17 protein-coding genes are annotated in these 16,477 nt (G+C 67.1%); 8 read left to right on the plus strand and 9 right to left on the minus strand.

Annotated features, from left to right (window positions below; all coding sequences use genetic code 11):
* Positions 1–38: 38 nt before the first annotated feature.
* The gene (locus AWJ14_RS00155; protein WP_066173251.1) at positions 39–1,892 is read right to left on the minus strand and encodes an ABC transporter ATP-binding protein; all 1,854 of its coding nucleotides are present in this window, start codon (positions 1,890–1,892) and stop codon (positions 39–41) included.
* Between the two features lie 332 nt (positions 1,893–2,224).
* On the opposite strand from AWJ14_RS00155, the gene AWJ14_RS00160 reads away from it, so the two are divergent.
* The gene (locus AWJ14_RS00160) at positions 2,225–2,692 is read left to right on the plus strand and encodes a tRNA (cytidine(34)-2'-O)-methyltransferase (RefSeq protein ID WP_066173253.1); all 468 of its coding nucleotides are present in this window, start codon (positions 2,225–2,227) and stop codon (positions 2,690–2,692) included.
* A gap of 12 nt (positions 2,693–2,704) precedes the next feature.
* Here the strand turns inward: AWJ14_RS00160 and AWJ14_RS00165 are convergent, their stop codons facing one another.
* Positions 2,705–3,088: a VOC family protein gene (locus AWJ14_RS00165; protein WP_066173257.1), complete on the minus strand. Its 384-nt coding sequence runs from the start codon at positions 3,086–3,088 to the stop codon at positions 2,705–2,707.
* Positions 3,089–3,174: 86 nt separating this feature from the next.
* Between AWJ14_RS00165 and soxR the strand changes: the two genes are divergently transcribed.
* Complete coding sequence (gene soxR, locus AWJ14_RS00170; protein WP_066173260.1) at positions 3,175–3,636, plus strand: redox-sensitive transcriptional activator SoxR; 462 nt, start codon at positions 3,175–3,177, stop codon at positions 3,634–3,636.
* A gap of 29 nt (positions 3,637–3,665) precedes the next feature.
* Here soxR and AWJ14_RS00175 read toward each other — a convergent pair whose 3' ends face one another.
* The 3 genes from AWJ14_RS00175 to AWJ14_RS00185 all read right to left on the minus strand — a co-directional run bounded on the left by AWJ14_RS00175 (position 3,666) and on the right by AWJ14_RS00185 (position 4,641).
* Positions 3,666–4,061, minus strand: a complete 396-nt coding sequence (locus tag AWJ14_RS00175) for a type II toxin-antitoxin system VapC family toxin (RefSeq protein ID WP_066173263.1) — start codon at positions 4,059–4,061, stop codon at positions 3,666–3,668.
* Positions 4,061–4,309 carry a type II toxin-antitoxin system VapB family antitoxin gene (locus AWJ14_RS00180; RefSeq protein WP_066173266.1) on the minus strand — a complete coding sequence of 83 codons (249 nt, stop codon included), beginning with the start codon at positions 4,307–4,309 and terminating at the stop codon, positions 4,061–4,063. The genes AWJ14_RS00175 and AWJ14_RS00180 overlap by 1 nt, the downstream gene beginning before the upstream one ends.
* A 62-nt stretch (positions 4,310–4,371) precedes the next feature.
* Entirely contained in the window at positions 4,372–4,641 is a 270-nt protein-coding gene (locus AWJ14_RS00185) for a hypothetical protein (protein ID WP_066173269.1), read from the minus strand.
* Positions 4,642–4,841: 200 nt separating this feature from the next.
* Between AWJ14_RS00185 and hemF the strand changes: the two genes are divergently transcribed.
* Positions 4,842–5,753 (plus strand): oxygen-dependent coproporphyrinogen oxidase, encoded by a 912-nt coding sequence (gene hemF / locus AWJ14_RS00190; protein ID WP_066173272.1) that lies wholly within the window; start codon positions 4,842–4,844, stop codon positions 5,751–5,753.
* Between the two features lie 57 nt (positions 5,754–5,810).
* Here the strand turns inward: hemF and AWJ14_RS00195 are convergent, their stop codons facing one another.
* Positions 5,811–6,371 carry a hypothetical protein gene (locus AWJ14_RS00195; protein WP_066173275.1) on the minus strand — a complete coding sequence of 187 codons (561 nt, stop codon included), beginning with the start codon at positions 6,369–6,371 and terminating at the stop codon, positions 5,811–5,813.
* Between the two features lie 391 nt (positions 6,372–6,762).
* Here AWJ14_RS00195 and AWJ14_RS00200 point away from each other — a divergent pair, with 391 nt between their 5' ends.
* Positions 6,763–6,948: a DUF1059 domain-containing protein gene (locus tag AWJ14_RS00200; protein WP_066173278.1), complete on the plus strand. Its 186-nt coding sequence runs from the start codon at positions 6,763–6,765 to the stop codon at positions 6,946–6,948.
* Between the two features lie 42 nt (positions 6,949–6,990).
* On the opposite strand, the gene AWJ14_RS00205 is transcribed toward AWJ14_RS00200, so the two are convergent.
* The 3 genes from AWJ14_RS00205 to AWJ14_RS00215 are packed head-to-tail and all read right to left on the minus strand — an operon-like array spanning position 6,991 to position 9,514.
* On the minus strand, positions 6,991–8,241 hold the full coding sequence (locus AWJ14_RS00205) for a CCA tRNA nucleotidyltransferase (RefSeq protein WP_066173281.1): 1,251 nt from the start codon (positions 8,239–8,241) through the stop codon (positions 6,991–6,993).
* Positions 8,238–8,897, minus strand: a complete 660-nt coding sequence (locus tag AWJ14_RS00210; protein WP_083219919.1) for a CoA pyrophosphatase — start codon at positions 8,895–8,897, stop codon at positions 8,238–8,240. The genes AWJ14_RS00205 and AWJ14_RS00210 overlap by 4 nt, the downstream gene beginning before the upstream one ends.
* Positions 8,894–9,514 (minus strand): DUF1285 domain-containing protein, encoded by a 621-nt coding sequence (locus AWJ14_RS00215; RefSeq protein ID WP_066173284.1) that lies wholly within the window; start codon positions 9,512–9,514, stop codon positions 8,894–8,896. Before AWJ14_RS00215 ends, AWJ14_RS00210 begins: the two co-directional genes overlap by 4 nt.
* A gap of 128 nt (positions 9,515–9,642) precedes the next feature.
* Here AWJ14_RS00215 and AWJ14_RS00220 point away from each other — a divergent pair, with 128 nt between their 5' ends.
* Genes AWJ14_RS00220 through AWJ14_RS00235 form a run of 4 tightly spaced genes read left to right on the plus strand, consistent with a single transcriptional unit; the run spans position 9,643 to position 16,450 of the window.
* On the plus strand, positions 9,643–10,656 hold the full coding sequence (locus tag AWJ14_RS00220) for an AAA family ATPase (protein ID WP_066173287.1): 1,014 nt from the start codon (positions 9,643–9,645) through the stop codon (positions 10,654–10,656).
* Positions 10,657–10,660: 4 nt separating this feature from the next.
* A complete protein-coding gene (locus tag AWJ14_RS00225) occupies positions 10,661–11,575 on the plus strand; it encodes a DUF58 domain-containing protein (protein ID WP_066173288.1) in 915 nt (304 codons plus the stop codon).
* On the plus strand, positions 11,572–14,388 hold the full coding sequence (locus tag AWJ14_RS00230; RefSeq protein WP_066173291.1) for a DUF4159 domain-containing protein: 2,817 nt from the start codon (positions 11,572–11,574) through the stop codon (positions 14,386–14,388). The genes AWJ14_RS00225 and AWJ14_RS00230 overlap by 4 nt, the downstream gene beginning before the upstream one ends.
* Before the next feature lies 1 nt (position 14,389).
* Positions 14,390–16,450 (plus strand): hypothetical protein, encoded by a 2,061-nt coding sequence (locus AWJ14_RS00235; RefSeq protein ID WP_066173294.1) that lies wholly within the window; start codon positions 14,390–14,392, stop codon positions 16,448–16,450.
* The last annotated feature ends 27 nt before the right edge of the window (positions 16,451–16,477 follow it).

The following is a 16,477-nucleotide window of genomic DNA, read 5'->3' on the forward strand; positions in this document are numbered from 1 at the left end:
CTGCGGTTTGGCAATCCGCGCCCTCCTTTCCTGAAAGGCTACTCGGCGGCGCTGGAGGGGTCCGCGTCTGCGTCGATGAACCCGCCGGACTGCCGCGACCACAGGTCGGCATAGATGCCGCCCGACTTGATCAGGTCGTCGTGAACGCCCGTCTCGACGATTTCGCCCTGGTCGAGCACCACCAGCCGGTCCATCTGCGCGATCGTCGACAGACGGTGGGCGATTGCGATCACCGTCTTGTTCTCCATCAGCGCGAACAGGTTCTCCTGGATCGCTGCCTCGACTTCCGAGTCGAGCGCCGAGGTGGCCTCGTCGAGCACCAGGATCGGCGCGTCCTTGAGGAACACGCGCGCGATCGCGATGCGCTGGCGCTGGCCGCCCGACAGCTTGACGCCGCGTTCGCCGACATGGGCGTCGAAGCCCGTGCGCCCGGCCAGGTCCTCGAGATCGGCGATGAAATCGAGCGCATTGGCCTTGCGCGCCGCCTCGATGATCTCCGCCTCGCTCGCGTCCGGTCGCCCATAGGCGATGTTGTCGCGCACCGAGCGGTGCAGCAGCGAGGTATCCTGGCTGACGACGCCGATCTGGCCGCGCAGGCTGTCCTGGCTGACCAGCGCGATGTCGTGGCCGTCGATCAGGATCCGGCCCGTTTCCAGATTGTAGAACCGCAAGAGCAGGTTGACGAGCGTGGTCTTGCCCGCGCCGGAGCGGCCGACGAGGCCGATCTTCTCGCCCGGCTTGATGGTGAGCGAGAGGTCTTCGATCACGCCGCTCTGCTTGCCATAGTGGAAGCGGACATTCTGGAAGGCGATGCCACCCTTTGGCGACTCGATCGCCCGTGCACCCGGCCGGTCGACCACCTCATGCGGCTTGACCATCATGTCCATGCCGTCCTGCACCACGCCGATGTTTTCGAAGAAGGCCGAAACCTCCCACATGATCCACTGCGACATGCCGTTGATCCTGAGCGCAAGCCCGATGACGACGGCGATGGAGCCGACGGAGACGATGCCCGTCATCCAGAAGCCGATCGCCATCGCCGAGACGATGAACACCAGCACGCAGTTGTTGAGGTAGACGAAGCTTTCGAACATCGTCACCTGGCGCATCTGCCGGTGCACCGATTCCAGGAACAGGTTCATGCTTTCCTGCGCGTAGGCCTCCTCGCGGCCGGCATGGGAGAACAGCTTGACCGTGGAAATATTGGTGTAGCTGTCGACCACGCGTCCGGTCATGGCCGAGCGCGCATCGGCCTGCTCGGCGGAAATGCGTTTCAGCTTCGGCACGAAATGGATGATCAGGAAGGTGTAGACCGCGAGCCAGACCAAGAGCGGCAGCACGAGCCGCCATTCCGCGCTCGCCACCATGGTGATCATGGCGACGAAATAGACGGAGACGAAGACGAACACGTCGAGCAGCTTCATCACCGCTTCGCGGATCGACAGCGAGGTCTGCATCACCTTGGTGGCCACGCGGCCCGCGAACTCGTTGGAGAAGAAGCTCAGGCTCTGGCGCAGCAGGTAGCGGTGCATCTGCCAGCGCGCGATCATCGGGTAATTGCCGAGAAGCGTCTGGTGCACGATCAGCGAATGCAGCATCACCGCGGCCGGCAGGCCGACGAGCAGCACCGCGCCCATCATCAAAAGGCGCGGCCATTCCCGCCCGAGAAAGCCCTGCGGCTCGGTATTGGCGAGCCAGTCGACGATCGAGCCGAGAAACCCGAACAGCATCACCTCGCCGATGGCGATCAGCGCGGTGACCAGCCCCAGGCCGAGCAGCCAGGGTGCGGCGTCGCGCGAATAGTGCCAGCAAAAGGCCACCAGCCCCTCGGGCGGTGCCGTCGGCACTGCCTGCGGATAGGGATTCAATCGGCGTTCGAACCATCCAAACATGGATGCCTCCTAGAAAAATTTGGCGCGACGGACTCAGCCTATGGCCGGATCACGCCTGAAAAGGGCTTGGGCTGCGCGATGACGCCCCGGCAAGGGGGCCTAATCCGAAATGGGAAGCTGGAATCGCGAAGACCCGTGAAGTCAGCGGCTCGTTGCCGCCGGCGGAAGGCTGGTATCGATGATATGCATGTCAGCCTCCGTCAGGTTCGCGTTGAAGATGCGCCGATGTAGCCCTTATTTTCCGGTTGCGCCAGATTGCCACCGCGGTTTTTGCGGATCCACCGATATCCTCGCTTGATCTTGTGGTAAAATCACCACAAAACCCGCCCACCATGACCAGACCACTCATCGCTCTCTACCAGCCCGACATCCCCGGCAACACCGGTTCAATCCTGCGCCTCGGCGCCTGCCTGGGCTTCGGCATCCACATCATCGGCCCGGCGGGCTTCGATATGACCGACCGCGCCCTCAAGCGCGCCGGGATGGACTATATCGAAATGGCCGCGCTCACCCGCCACGACGGGTGGGAGGAATTCGAGGACTGGCGCCGGGAGGAAAACCGGCGACTGGTGCTGATGACCACCCAGGCGACCACCTCCTATGTCGACGAGACCGCCCAGACATTTACCGCCCAGGACGTTGTGCTGTTCGGCCGCGAAAGCGCGGGCGTGCCGCCCAAGGTGCACGCCGCGGCCGATGTGGAGCTGACCATTCCCATGGTCCGCGGCCGCCGCAGCCTCAACCTCGCCATGAGCGTCGCCATGGTCGCGGGCGAACTCACGCGCCGGTTCGGGCTTTAGGCCGGCCGGGCCTCAGGCATAGCTCACGACCTCGAACTCGATGCCGTTCTCGTCCTCGAAGTAGAACCGGCGGCCGGGCTCGTAGTCGGCGTGGTTGAAGGTCTCGTAGCCCTGCGCCTTGACCCGCGCCTCGACCGCATCGAGATCGTCGACCACCACGCCGATATGGTTCATCGCGCCGGTCACGTCCCTGCCCTGCGTATTGGACAGGCTTCCCTCCTTCGGGGTGAAGACGACGAGATACTGGTCGTCGCTGCCGACATGGATCGACTGGCCGCCATTGCGGGCCGCCCCCTGCCAGCGGATCTTCCAGCCGAACACCGCGCACAGCCAGGCGGCCGAGCGCGCGGCATCGGGGACGGTGAAATTGACATGTTCGAGAACGGACTGGGTCATGCTGTGCTCCTTGAAACCAGAATGGGTTGCCTTGACGTGGGCCCATGCTACTTTCTCAAGTAAACTTGAGATCAAGAGGTTTTTTCATGCCCCGCAAACACACCGGCCTGCTGACGATCGGCGAGGTTGCCGCCCGCACGGGCCTCGCCGTCTCGGCGATCCGCTACTACGATGACGAGGGGCTGGTGGCCGCACGGCGCTCGGCCGGCGGCAAGCGGATGTTTCTCCGCTCCGACATCCGCCGGCTGTCCTTCATCCTGATCGCCCAGCAACTCGGCTTCTCGCTCGAGGAGATCCGGGCGCAACTGCGGCAATTGCCGCTCGAACGCACGCCCACCAAGCGCGACTGGGAACAGATCAGCCAGGGCTTCCGCGCCCATCTCGACGCCCGCATTGGCATGCTCGAACGGCTGCGCGACCGTCTCAACGGCTGCATCGGCTGTGGCTGCCTCTCGCTCGAGACCTGCCAGCTCTACAATCCGGACGACCGCGCCGCCGCAAGCGGCACCGGCCCGCGGCTGGTTCTGCAGAAGTCGGTGGCCAGGTAAGATTAAGCCGGCAACCGCGGCAAAGCTCGTCAAGCCGTGTTGACGTCCGTCAATCCGAAATCATTTCCCTTGCACAGGAGCGGCAGACCAAAGGCCTTGGCGCACCCATAAGAAAGGCAATCTCCGAAATTCAGTGACGCGGGATGTCGCCCCTTCCCGAACCGCTCAAAGGCATCAAGAGCCGCAAAGCCGGCCTCCGGAGGAATCGGCACGATCTGAATGTCGAATTCTGCGAGGAATAATTTCAGTTCGTCCCGTGCGCCTTGTACCGAAAGACTTGGATTTCTGGCGAGATTGGCAACAACCTCCCAGACCACCGCTGCGCTGACAAGGCGCACGTCTGCATCATTCATCCGCATGAAAAGCGTCGCTGCATCGTCCTCTTCGGTCATGACCGCGATGAGGGCCGATGCATCGATGAACATCAGTCATCCTCGTAAAGACGATCGATGAAAGCCTTCTCGTCATAGTCGATTGCAGCGTTCTTGGTGCGTGCGTTGAAGGCCTTGCTCCAGGCGATACCCCTTTCGACGTAATCGTCCTTGGCGTGAGGGTCGCCAAGCGCCCGTTCCAGGGCCTTTCTGACGGCTTCGGTCTTGGTCTTTGCCTTTATGGCCACCTGATATCGCTCGGCGAGTGCATCGACAGTCTTGTCCTTGATGATAAGAGCCATGTTTCACACTCCTGTTCGAGCGACTTTTTCCTAGATTTCCCTCAGCCGGAAAAGGATACACTTCAGTCCGCGGTCGGCAGCCGGCGCATGGTGAATTCGATGGTGTCGCCCTCGCCCGGCAGCGGCCGCCAGCTTTCGACCTCGGTCCAGTAGGCGGCCTTGGGCCAGGTGGAGAACCATTCCTTTGCGGTGGCGCGCGCCTCTTCGCGGGTCATGCGGTAGGTCTTGCGCACGAACCCGCCCGAGCGTCCTGCAGCCTTCTCGCTGCGCGCACGCGCAATCTCCCGGCGCAAGCCGTCAAGCGGAGGTCGGCGGGGTGGAAACTGGTTCATGCTCTTTCCTTGGCTGGCCCGATATTAGCGCAAAATGATGCAGCCCGCGAGTCTTTGCGAATCGCGTGGCACCGCATCGGGTTGCGTTACACCGCCGGAGAGGCTCCGCGAAAAAGACACTGGGAGCATGGTAAAGGCAAGGTTACATCCCGCGTGCGTGGCTGCTATGAGTTTACCCGACATCATGACGAGGAGCTCCCATGCAACGCCCACCCCTGCCGGTCGGACTGCCCGACGACATCGAAGACAAGAAGTCAGCCGCGCGCGCGTGGTTCGAGAGCTTGCGTGACCATATCTGCCAGAGCTTCGAAACGCTCGAAGCCGAGGTCGACAATCCCCAGTCCGCCGGCGAGCCGGGCCGCTTCGAGCGCACGCCATGGCTGCGCGACGAAGGCAAGGGCGGCGGCGGCACGATGTCGATCATGAAGGGCCGGGTGTTCGAGAAGGTCGGCGTGCACACCTCCACCGTGCATGGCGAGTTCTCGCCCGAATTCCGCAAGCAGATGCCCGGCGCCGAGGAAGACCCGAGCTTCTGGGCATCCGGCATCTCGCTGATCGCGCATCCCGTCAATCCGCATGTGCCGACGGTGCACATGAACACCCGCATGGTGGTCACCACCAGCCAGTGGTTCGGCGGTGGCGCGGATCTCACCCCGGTGCTCGACAACCGCCGCACCCAGACCGACCCCGACACGCTTCTGTTCCACCGCGCCATGGAGATTGCCTGCAACCGCCACGCGGTTGCCGACTATCCGAAAATGAAGGCCTGGTGCGACGAGTATTTCTTCCTGCCGCATCGCGACGAGCCGCGCGGCATCGGCGGAATCTTCTACGACTGGCTGCACAGCGACGAGGAAAAGGGCGGCTGGGCCGCAGACCTGGCCTTCACCCAGGATGTCGGCCGCGCCTTCAACGTGGTCTACCCCAAGATCGTGCGCGCCAATTTCAACAAGCCCTGGACCGAGGCGGAACGCACCGAACAACTGATCCGGCGCGGCCGCTATGTCGAGTTCAACCTGCTTTACGACCGCGGCACGATCTTCGGGCTCAAGACCGGCGGCAATGTCGCCTCGATCCTGTCCTCGCTGCCACCGGTGGTGATGTATCCCTGAGCCCAAAAACCGGCTCTCATCCAGGCTCCCGCCGATGGCGGGGGCTTTTTTTTTGCCTCAGCGCCGCGCGGCAGCGGGCCCGCCGGCGGCAGCAGCTTGTGCCGCAACCGAAGCCCTGGCCTTCCTCAAGGCCTCGTCGACCAGCCTGTTGGCGATCTGCATGCGTTGGGTGGCGGCCAGGCGAAATTCCGCGGGCGCGCGGTCCGGATGGTTGAGGCGCGCGAAAGCGCGGCGCTTGCGCTGAAGATGGGCGGGCGTGTCGCTGGCAAGCAGGCCCAGGTCGCGGGCAATGTCCTCGGGCGTGAGCCGCTTGTAGATGGCGGTGTCGATCCGCGGCCTCTCCGTTTCCGTCACGGCGGGCCGTGGCTTGGGCGCCTGCGGCCTGGGTCGCGGCTGCTGCCGCATCCGGGGACGCGGCATTTCGGTGATATCGTCATAGCCGAACCGGCCGGGAACCGCTTCATCCGCAGGCTCGCCGCCGCGCGGGCGCGAGGCGACGAAACTCGACATCAACCCGTCCATGCCCGCCCAGGACCTCGTCGACACCTCGGGCGCCTCGCGCTCCTCCCGCATCACGGAGTCGAGGATCGCATCGAAGGTGCTCAGGCCTACAATCATCACGCCGCCTTGTCTCGATACCCGGTAAACACGCTCTTGATCCACAGCTACGCGAAGATGGTTAACATCTTGCCAGTGCAGGAAACGGATGAGCGCGCGGGAGGTTCGGTCCGGCCATGCGACTTTCGCGCCCGCGGCGGAAGCGGGTCGGCATGACATGCATCAATGCAGCGGCCATGCATCTGTCGCTAAATTCGGGTATGGTGTTTCCGCGGCGGCGCGAACCGCCGGTTCAGGCCGCGCGCGGCACCGGTGCATGCGGCGCGATTTGCGCCTTGTGACGGAACTTTTCCGCTCGCGATGCATCGATCAGGACGTTGTCCGCGTCGTCTTTGCACCCCCGTCTGGGTGACCGGCGCGGCAGCCCCGGAGACAGAAAGGAGAATGAGCCATGAGAACTTTCCATTGCGGATCCCTCGTTCCCGGATGCGACTGGCACACTCGGGCTGAAGAGGACGCGGAAATCGTTGCCCGCGCGGTCGATCACCTGCGACAGACGCACGGGGAAAGCATCATTCGCCCGTCGATCGTCGAGCAGATCAAGGCGCGGATCAGCGAGGAAGAAAACGTCTCCTGAGACGCGCAAAACCGTCTCGCGCGCATCCCGGCTTGCCGTGCCTCACTGAGGGCCGGCGAGCAGGGTTTGCGCGTCGAGACTGAAATTGCTGTCGATCCAGCGCTCCTCGAGCGCGGCAAGCCGCGCCCCGAGTTCGGGGCCGGGGGACATGCCCTGCGCGATCAGATCCGAACCCTTGAGCGGGAATTCCGGCCGGCTCCAGCCGAGTGCGCGCGCGAGATGGCGGCTGTGGCCCGCGGCATCCGTCAAGGCCGAAGCCTCGGTCTCGGTGCGCGCGCGGGCCGAGACCAGCGACAGCTTGATGCGGTCGGTCACCGGTGCTTCGCCATGGCGGTAGAGCAGCCTGTCGAGCGCGGTGATCGCAAGCGTGGGCGCGATGGGTGGCGTCTGCGCCCAGGCGGCGAGCCGGTCCGCCTCCGCCCGCGAGAGCTTCAGACGGCTCGCCAGGGCCTTGAGCCGCTCCGCATCCGGCGGCACGATCGCCATCAGCCGCAGCATCGGATCGGGCTGCCAGCCGAGCGCCGCTTCGGTGGCGATCAGCGGACCGATGCTGTCGATGCCCCATTTCTCGCTTTCAGGCACCACCAGCGTGAGAATGCCGGTCTGGCGCATCCACAACAGCGCCCGCCCCGGATCGCGGGCCGCCAGCAACGTCCTGACTTCCTTCCAGACCCGTTCCGCCGACAGTTTCGCGAGACTGTCGCGCGCGCGGGCACAGGCCTTGAGCGCAGCCGCATCGGGCCGCCCCGCGCCGTAATGGGCGAAAAAGCGGAAATAGCGCAGGATCCGCAAATGGTCCTCGGCGATCCGCTCGTCGGCATCGCCGATGAAACGCACCGTGCGCGTGGCGATATCGGCAAGCCCGCCGACCGGATCGATCACCTTGCCGGAGCTGTCCGCATAGAGGGCGTTGATGGTGAAATCGCGCCGCTCGGCGTCGAGCTGCCAGTCGGTGCCGAACACCACCTTCGCCCGCCGCCCGTCGGTCTCCGCATCGCGCCGCAAGGTGGTGATCTCGAAGCCGCGGCCGTCGATGACGAGCGTCACCGTGCCGTGGTCGATGCCGGTGGGCACCGCGCGGATGCCGGCGGCCTCGGCGCGCGCGACCACCTCTTGGGGCGGCCAGGTGGTGGCGAGATCGGTGTCGGTCACCGGCAGCTCCATCAGTGCATTGCGCACCGCGCCGCCGACCACCCGCACCTCCCCGCCGTCATGGTTCAGAAGCGAAAAGATGCGGGTGAGCGCCGGGTCGGCAAACCAGCCCTGACCCGCCACGCTTGCAGTTTCGCTCATTGATAGAGCCTTTCATACATGGTCCGGATGATGCCGGCGGTCACGCCCCAGATCCGGTGCTCGCCGAACGGCATCGCATAATAATGGCGCTCGATGCCGTCCCAGACCCGGCTCTCACGGCGGTGATTGGCCGGGTTCATCAGGAACGACAGCGGCGTTTCGAACACGGCGTCGACTTCGGCCGGATTGGGCACGATCTCGTAGCCCGGCTGCACCACGGCCAGGATCGGGGTGATGTGAAAGCCGGTGGTGGTCATGTAGACGGGCAACCGTCCGACCGGTTCGACGAACCGCCGGTCGAGCCCGATTTCCTCCTCGGCCTCGCGCATGGCGGCGGTCTCGGGGCTGTCGTCACCGGGATCGATCGCCCCGCCGGGAAACGCCACCTGGCCCGAATGCCGGCGCAGGGTGGTGGTCCGGCGCGTGAGGATCACCCGGGCATCGTCGCCCTCGTCGACCACCGGCACCAGCACCGCCGCGTCCCGCAGCTTCACTCCGGCGAGGCCGGACACCAGATCGGGGTTCAAGACATGGTCGCCATGCCCCAGATGCGGCGGCTCGAGCCCGAAGGCCTGGTCCGGGTCATGTCCCTGGGCGCGCAGGCGAAAGTCGTGCGCATCGAACCGGAAGGGCTTCGCGGAAATCCCCGCGCTCAAAGCCCGGCCTCCAGCTCTGCCATCGTCATCACCGGAAACCAGACCCCGTCCGAGCGCACCGCGAACATCCGCTCGCCATCGATCTCGGTCTCCTCACCGAGCGCCAGCAGATCGTAGGTGACCGCGCGGTTGACGAGTGCCTCGAGCCGGCCGCGCACTTGGATATAGGGCTTCAACTGCTCGCCCTCCCCGGTGGTGACGAAGCGCAGCGGATTGTCCGGCCCTGCCCGCACCACGTCACCCACATTGGTGCGAAAGGTGAGCACCGGTTCGCCCTCTTCCGCGGCCCTGGTCATCTCGACCGCCAGGAAAGGCGCGTCGGCCACGCGGATGCCGATCTTTTCCACAGGCGTGACGAGATAGGTCTTTCCGTCCTCGTCACGACGCAGAACGGTGGAAAACAGCCGCACCAGTTGCGGCCGCCCGATTGGCGTGCCCATATAGAACCAGGTGCCGTCGGCGCGGATTTCCATATCGATATCGCCGCAATAGGGCGGATTCCAGCGCTCGACCGGGGGCAAACCATCCTTGCCGGCATTGCGATCGGCCTGGGCACGCGAAATCAGCGCAGCCAGGTCGGCGGCATCTGTTTTCGTCTCGGTCCTTGTTTTCGCCATGGTCCTGTCCAGCTATGGTTGGAGGTAACGAGATAGTCAACCCGACCGCCCTTGTCAGCCTTCACGGGTGGAATAAGTTCAATCGGGGACACACCCCGACCCGGGAACACCAACATTCGGAGACACCGATGGGACGCATTGACGCCGGCACGACGCCAACCGACGAAAAGGCAATCATCGCGGCCGCCGAGCAGGCGCTGGCCGACATCTCCGCCGTCAGGCAGGCCGTCTCCGATGTGATCTTCGGCCAGGAGAGCGTGGTCGAACAGACCCTGCTTGCGGTGCTCTCGGGCGGCCATGCGCTGCTGGTGGGCGTGCCCGGCCTCGCCAAGACCAAGCTCGTCTCCACGCTCGGCACAGTGCTCGGGCTCACCTCGAACCGCATCCAGTTCACGCCCGACCTGATGCCGTCCGACATTCTGGGCTCGGAAGTGATGGACCAGGACGAAGGCGGCCGCCGCTCGTTCCGCTTCGTCCCCGGCCCGGTCTTCACCCAGCTGCTGATGGCTGACGAGATCAACCGCGCTTCGCCGCGCACCCAGTCCGCACTTCTTCAGGCGATGCAGGAATATCACGTCACCGTCGCGGGTGCCGCGCACGACCTGCCGCGCCCGTTCCATGTGCTCGCCACGCAGAACCCGCTCGAACAGGAAGGCACCTATCCCCTGCCCGAGGCCCAGCTCGACCGCTTCCTGATGCAGGTCGACGTGCCCTATCCGGAAATGGCCGCCGAACGGCGCATCCTGCTGGAAACCACCGGCGCCCGTGACGCCAGCGCCCGCCCCGCCATCACCATGGAGCGGCTCGCCGCGATCCAGGCGCTGATCCGGCAGATGCCGGTGCCCGAATCCGTGGTCGACGCCATTCTCGCGCTGGTCCGCGCCGCCCGACCCGGTCACGGCAATGCCAGGATCGACGAGGTGGTGTCCTGGGGGCCCGGTCCCCGTGCCGGCCAGGCTTTGATGCTCTGCGCCCGCGCCCGCGCGCTCTACCAGGGCCGGCTTGCCCCCTCGATCGACGATGTGCGTGCGCTCGCCGAACCGATCCTGCAACACCGCATGGCGCTCACCTTCTCGGCCCGCGCCGAAGGCACGAGTATCCGCGACGTCATCGCCGGTCTCGTCACCCCGAAAGCCGGCTGAGACCATGGCCCCGATCGGCCATCTCACGCAACCGACGGCGCGCTTCGACGCGCTGGCCCGCGCCCGCCAGCGCGCGGCGCTGCTGCCCGATTGCCTGGCCGAGGCGCGCCGCGTCGCCAACACCGTGATTGCCGGCTGGCACGGCCGCCGCAAGCGCGGCATCGGCGAGACCTTCTGGCAGTTCCGGCCCTATGTCGACGGCGAGTCGCTCTCACGCATCGACTGGCGCCGCTCGGCCCGCGACGATCATCTCTATGTCCGCGACCGCGAATGGGAAGCGGCGCATACGATCTGGCTGTGGGCCGACCAATCGCCCTCGATGCTCTACAAGTCCGACGTGGCGCTGGTCTCCAAGGAAAGCCGCGCGCTGGTGGTGATGCTGGCGCTGGCGGAGATCCTGTCGCGCTCGGGCGAACGCATCGGCTGCCCGGGCGTGATGGATCCCGTCGCCTCGCGCAACGCCGCCGAGCGGCTGGCGCTGGCGCTCGCCCACGCGCCGCTGCAATCGCGCCTGCCCGATCTCGGTCAGGTCGGCCGCATGAGCGACGTGGTGCTGATATCCGACTTTCTCGATCCAGAGGCAGCACTTGACGGCTGCATCGCGCCCGCCGCGCGGCGCGGGCTGCGCGGACACGCCATCGAGATCTGCGATCCGGCCGAGGAGGTGTTCCCCTATTCCGGCCGCACCGAATTCCGCGATCCCGAAACCGGACAAAAGCTCGTGGCCGGCCGCGCCGAGACGGTCGCCGCCGACTATCGCCGCGCCTGGCTCGCCCGCCGCGAGGCGCTGGCGCAGGGCGTCCGGCGGCTCGGCTGGAGCTATATCTCCCACCGCACCGACCGCCTGGCCTCCGAAGCGCTCGCCGGCGTGCACGGGCATCTGTCGGGCATTCCCGCCGCGCCGCCGGTGACGCCATGATCGGCGGCCTGCCCCTCGCCTTCGGCGCCCCGGCAGTGCTGTTTGGACTGCTGGCGCTGCCGGTGATCTGGTGGCTGCTCCGGCTGACCCCGCCGCGTCCGCGGGCCGAGCCCTTTGCGCCGCTGGCAATCCTGGCCCGCGTGCTCAAGCCCGAGGAAACGCCGTCGCGCAGCCCCTGGTGGCTCACCGCCCTGCGCCTGCTGATCGCGGCGCTGGTGATCCTGGCGCTGGCCGAGCCGGTGCTCAATCCGCGCGACCGGGCGCTGTCTGGCGACGGTCCGCTGGTGCTGCTGATCGACAATGGCTGGGCCAGTGCGCCCGACTGGCAGGCGCGCACGGAAGCAGCCGACATGCTGATCGGCGAAGCCGAAAGCCTCGACCTGCCTGTCTCGCTCGTCTTCACCGCCGACCGCCGGCCCGACGCCACGCCCGGCAGCTTCGAGCGGGCGCGCGAACAGTTGCGCGCCGCCCGCCCGCGGCCGCTCCGGCCCGACCGGGGCAGCGCCGTCACCGCGCTGATCGCGGCGCTGGGGCAGACCCGCCCCGGCACCATCGCCTACCTCTCGGACGGCGTCGACACGCCTGGCGCCAGCGACGCGCTTGCCCGGCTCGACACGCTCAACCCCGCTGCGATCCGCGTGATCGGCGTCGAGGAGGCGCAAGCCCTGGCGCTCACCGATGCCGACAACGGCACCGACCGGCTGACCGTGGCGGCAAGCCGGCTCGGAAACGGCGCGGCCGAAGACTTTTCACTCAGGGCACGCGACGCCAAGGGCCGCGAGATCGCCTCGGGCCGGCTCGCCTTCGCGGACGGCGAGAGCACGGCCACCGGCGAGATCTCCGCCCCCTTCGAGATCCGCAACGACATCGCCCGTCTCGATGTCGCGGGCATCGAGACCGCCGGCGCGGCACGCCTGCTCGACGACAGCTTCCGCCGCCGCCGGGTGGCCCTGATCTCGGGTGAGGCCGCCGACGCCGCCCAGCCGCTGCTGTCGCCGCTCTATTACATCAACCGGGCGCTGTCGCCCTATGCCGACCTGATCGAGGCCGACACCGCCGACATGTCGGTCGCGATCCCCAAGCTGCTGGCGCAATCGCCCGCCGTCATCATCATGGCCGATATCGGCGTACTGCCGGCCGATGTGAGCGGACCGCTCGAGGCCTGGATCGATCGCGGCGGCACCCTGATCCGCTTTGCCGGCCCGCGGCTCGCAGCCGCCCCGGCGGACGATCCGCTGACGCCGGTGCTGCTGCGCAAGGGCGAACGCGAACTCGGCGGGGCGCTCTCCTGGATCGAACCGCAGCCGCTGGCCGATTACCCGCGCTCGAGCCCCTTTGCCGGCCTGCCCGCCCCGCGCGACGTCACCGTGAGCCGCCAGGTGCTTGCCGAACCCTCGGCCGATCTCGCCAGCCGCACCTGGGCGAGCCTTGCCGACGGCACGCCGCTCGTCACCGCCGCCGACCGCGGCGCGGGCCGGATCGTGCTGTTCCATGTCACCGCCGAGGCGGGCTGGTCGAACCTGCCGATTTCCGGCCATTTCGTCGACATGCTGCGCCGGGCGGTGCAGTTGTCGCGCGCCCTGTCGGGCGGCGGCGAGGCGGGCTCCGGCATCCTGCCGCCCTGGCGCCTGCTCGACGCCTCGGGCACGCTGCTGCCAGCAGGCGGCGACGCCAAGCCGCTCGACCTGACCGGAGGCGGCACACCGCAGGTCAGCGCCGACAACCCGCCCGGCCTCTATGGCGCGGAGGACGGCTTCGTGGCGCTCAACCTGTTCGCTCCCGGCGAAACGCTGGCACCGCTCACCCTTCCCGATTTTGCGGCTCCGGTCACGCGCGTGCCGGTGGCAGGCGACAGCGCGGTCGATTTCAGGCCCTGGCTGTTCGGGGCCGCGCTCGCGGCGCTGATTGCCGACACGCTGATCGTGCTCCTGCTCAATGGCGCGTTCCGCTCGCGCCGGCTGAGGCCCGCCGCGACCACGGCGCTTGCCGTGACGCTCGGCCTTGCGCTTGGGGGCATGGCCGCGCCGAACCAGGTCCGTGCCCAGGCATTTGACGATGCCCAGCCCGGCGACGCCCAGCTGCTCGAAAGCCTCGACGCCACGCATCTCGCCTATGTCATCACCGGCGACGACGAGACCGACGCCACGAGCCGCTCCGGGCTCGACAGCCTGTCGACCTACCTCGCGTCCACGACCGCCCTGGAACCGGGGCCGGCGATCGGCCTCGACATCGAAACCGACGCCTTGTCGCTCTATCCGCTGATCTACTGGCCGATGAGCGAGGACGCGCCCCTGCCCTCGGCCGCTGCCATCAGCCGCATCGACGCCTACATGAAAAGCGGCGGCACGGTGCTGTTCGACACGCGCGACCGGATTGCCGAACTCGGCGGCGGATCGAGCGAACTCACGCTCAGGCTGCAGCAGATCCTCGCCAATCTCGACATTCCGCCGCTGGAGCCGGTCCCCGCCGACCATGTGCTGACGAAATCCTTCTATCTGCTCGACAATTTCCCCGGCCGCTATGCCGACGGCCCCCTGTGGGTGGAGGCAACGCCTCAGCCAGACGAAGCCGCCGAGCGGCCGGCGCGCGCCGGCGACGGCGTGTCCTCGATCCTGATCACCGGCAACGACCTGGCCGGCGCCTGGGCGCTCGACGAGACCGGATTTCCGAAATTTTCGACCGTGCCGCCCGATCCCTGGCAGCGCGAATACGCCTTCCGCGCCGGCGTCAACATCGTCATGTATATGCTGACCGGCAACTACAAGGCCGACCAGGTGCACATTCCCGCCCTGCTCGAACGGTTGGGGCAATGACATGAGCCTGGCCTTCGATCCCCTGCTGCCCTTGCCGCTGCTCGTGGCCCTCGCGCTGATCGCCGTCCTGCTCGTCGGCTGGGCGCTCCTCAAGCGCATGCGCGGCGCGGCGCTCAGGGCCCTGGCGCTTGCCGCGCTGGTGCTGGCGCTCGCCAATCCCGTGGCCAATTTCGAGGACCGCGAACCGCTCACCAGCGTCGTCGCCATCGTCGTCGACCGAAGCCCGAGCCAGTTGAACGGCGACCGCACCGCGCGCACCGACGCCGCGCTCAAGGCGCTGACCGAGCGGTTGTCGCGCTACCCGGCTTTCGAGACCCGGATCATCGAGGCCGTGGACGACCCCGATGCGCAGTCGCCTTCCACCCGGCTGTTCGAGGCGCTTGCCTCGGGCATCCGCGACATTCCCAGCGCACGGCTGGCCGGGGCGGTGATGATCACCGACGGCCAGGTGCACGACGTGCCGGGCTCGGTCGCGGCCTTGGGTCTCGACGCGCCGCTGCACGGCCTCATCGTCGGCGAGGAAGGCGAAACCGACCGGCGGGTCGAGGTGGTGCGCAGCCCGCGCTTCGGCATCGTCGGCGAGGATCAGGAAATCGTCTTCCGGGTCAGCGAAGACGGCGTCACAACGCCGGGAGCCGTCGATGTCACCGTACGCGTCAATGGCGAGACGGTCGCGACCGAAACCGCCATTCCCGGCCAGGAAACCTCGTTCTACATGAACGTCCCGCGCGGCGGCGAGAATGTCGTCGAATTCGCGGTCGCCCCGCTCGAAGGCGAAGTCACCACCGCCAACAACCACGCCGTCGCCCTGATCGAGGGCATCCGCGAAAACCTGCGCGTGCTCCTGGTCTCCGGCTCGCCGCATTCGGGCGAACGGGCCTGGCGCAACCTCTTGAAATCCGACGCCTCGGTGGATCTGGTGCATTTCACCATCCTGCGCCCGCCGGAAAAGCAGGACGGCACGCCGATCTCCGAACTGTCGCTGATCGCCTTTCCGACCCGCGAGCTGTTCGTCGAGAAGATCGACGAATTCGACCTGATCATCTTCGACCGCTACCAGAACCGCGGCGTGCTGCCGGTGCTCTATTACGATTACATCGCCCGCTATGTGGAAGACGGCGGCGCGCTGCTGGTCGCCGCCGGGCCGGAACTCGCGGGCATCGAATCGATCGCAGAAACCCCGCTTGCACCTGCGCTGCCGGCAATGCCGACCGGCGAAGTCACCAATGCCGGCTACTATCCGCGGCTTTCCGACGACGGCAAGCGTCACCCGGTGACCCGCGACCTGCCCGGCGGCGCAAGCGAGCCGCCCGCCTGGGGCCGCTGGTTCCGCACCGTGGGCGTGGGCGAGACGGTGGGCGACACGGTGATGCGCGGCGCCGACGGTGCGCCGCTGCTGGTGCTCAACCGCTACGGAGAAGGCCGGGTGGCGATGCTGCTCTCCGATCACGGCTGGCTGTGGTCGCGCGGCTTCGAGGGCGGCGGGCCGCATGTGGCGCTCTACCGCCGCATCGCCCACTGGCTGATGAAGGAACCCTCGCTCGAGGAAGAGGCGTTGCGCGCCTCCGCGGCCGGGCGGCGGCTGGTGATCGAGCGCCAGACCATGGCGGACACGACCGGCCCCGCCACCCTGACCCTGCCCTCGGGCGAAACCCGCGAGGTCGAGCTTCAGCCGGCCGGGGACGGCCTGTTCCGTGCCGAACTGATCCTCGACCAGCCCGGCCTCGTGGAGGTGACCTCGGGCGACCTGCGCACCCTCACCCATGTCGGCGCCGTCGACGCGCCCGAATTCCGGGCAACCGTGTCCACGCCCGACATCATCGCCCCGGTCTCGGATGAAACCGGCGGTCTGACAGTGCGGGTCAACGCCGAGGCGTCCAACCTGCCGCAGATCCTGCCCACGCGCTCAGCCGCGATCAATGCCGGCGACCGCATGGGTCTGCGCGCCAGCAGCGAAAGCGTGCTCAAGGGCGTGCGCTCGGTGCCGCTGTTCGGTGGCTTCCTGGGCCTCGCGCTGCTGATCATGGCGCTTGGCGCCACCTGGTTCCGCGAAGGACGCTGAGCGCCCCCCGGACGGAGGCGCCCCCGT

The organism is Parahoeflea olei, assembly GCF_001703635.1.
GTDB lineage: Bacteria > Pseudomonadota > Alphaproteobacteria > Rhizobiales > Rhizobiaceae > Hoeflea > Hoeflea olei.